This is a genomic window from Methyloceanibacter marginalis (assembly GCF_001723295.1).
Lineage (GTDB): Bacteria > Pseudomonadota > Alphaproteobacteria > Rhizobiales > Methyloligellaceae > Methyloceanibacter > Methyloceanibacter marginalis.
Window position 1 is genome coordinate 1 of the sequence record NZ_LPWD01000442.1, and the last position, 1404, is coordinate 1404.

Annotated in this window: 1 protein-coding gene; it reads left to right on the top strand. The window is 62.7% G+C overall.

Annotated features, from left to right (window positions below; all coding sequences use genetic code 11):
* A partial coding sequence (locus tag AUC71_RS15415) for a YhdP family protein (RefSeq protein ID WP_141701761.1) occupies nucleotides 1-1404 on the top strand: 1404 nt, incomplete at its 5' end.

The window sequence follows — 1404 nt, forward strand, 5'->3', positions numbered from 1 at the left end:
GCGACCTTCAGCGGCACGTTCACCCCGGTGCGCAACGAGCACAACAAGGTGGTCTCCTGGAACTTCGCCATGCGGGCCGACGATGCCGTGCTCGGGGTCGAGGAATTCGGGCTCGGTCCCACCAAGATCGACGAGTGGACGGCGACGGGCAGTCTGTCGCCCAAAGACGGCAGTGTGACCCTCTCCGGTTTCGTCATTCGTGCCGGAGACGCGAAGATCGCGGTGTCCGGCGCCGTGATCGGCGGAGCGCCGGGATCGCCCGCGGTCAATCTTTCGGGCGAGGTCAGCCCCATGCCGGTGGACACGCTGAAGCAGCTTTGGCCCAAATTCCTGGCCGGCAAGGCGCGCACCTGGGTGCTGGAGCGCACCGCAGGCGGCCAAATTCTCGGCGGCAGGTTCAACGTCGCACTTCCCGCCGGCGCCCTCGATGCCATCGAGCAGGGCGCCGCGGCACCGGAAGGGGCCATCAACGTCGAGCTCGACTTTACCGGCATGAGCATCGCCTACATTCCCAAGATGCCGCCTGTGGTGACCGGGAACGGTAAGCTGACGATCGCGGGCACGGAGTTCACGGTCGACATTCCGTCCGCGAAGATTGTCGTCTCGGAGGGTAATGAGGTCGCGCTCAGCGAGGGGCGCTTCTACATCCCGGATTTGCGCGAGGATCCTCAGCAAGGCGTCATCACGTACAAGTCGACCGCGGCCACGCCCACGATAATGCAGCTCCTGGATCACGAGCCGCTTGGCTACATTCAAGAGGTCGGCTTGAAGCCCGATTTCCTCGGCGGTTCCGCCGCGGGCGAGTTCGTCTTGTCGATGCCCCTCAAGGCGGATCTCGATTTCCAGGAAATCCAGATGAGCGGCATAGCGCGCCTCGAGAATGCCATTGCCGCCAATCTCGTGGGCGACATGGGCATCGAAGGCGGCACGCTCAACGTCGATCTCTCCAATGAGGGTGTCAGTGCCTCCGGCGAGATCATGATCAAGAACGTGCCGGCGAACATCCATTGGCGGCGCGTGTTTTATGCGCCGGACGAAGCGCAACCGCCAATCGCCATCTCTGCGACCCTTGATGCGGCCTTGCGCGAGCAGCTCGGCATCAAGGTCAATCATCTGGTGAAGGGGCCGACTCCGCTCACCCTGTTCGTGAAGGGGATGAAGCCGGGACAGGAGATCGAAGGGGCCGCTGGCATGAGCATGGAGGCCGACCTGACCAAAGCCGAACTCCTGTTCGGCAGCATGGGTTGGACCAAGCCCGCGGGCCAGGATGCCAGGATCAGTTTCGATGTGGTCAAGAACGGGGACGGCTCGACGGACCTCGCCAATTTCAAGATCGTTGGCGACGAGATCGCCGTTCACGGCTACATCGCGCTCGATCCGGAGAAACATCTCAAGAATTTCTAA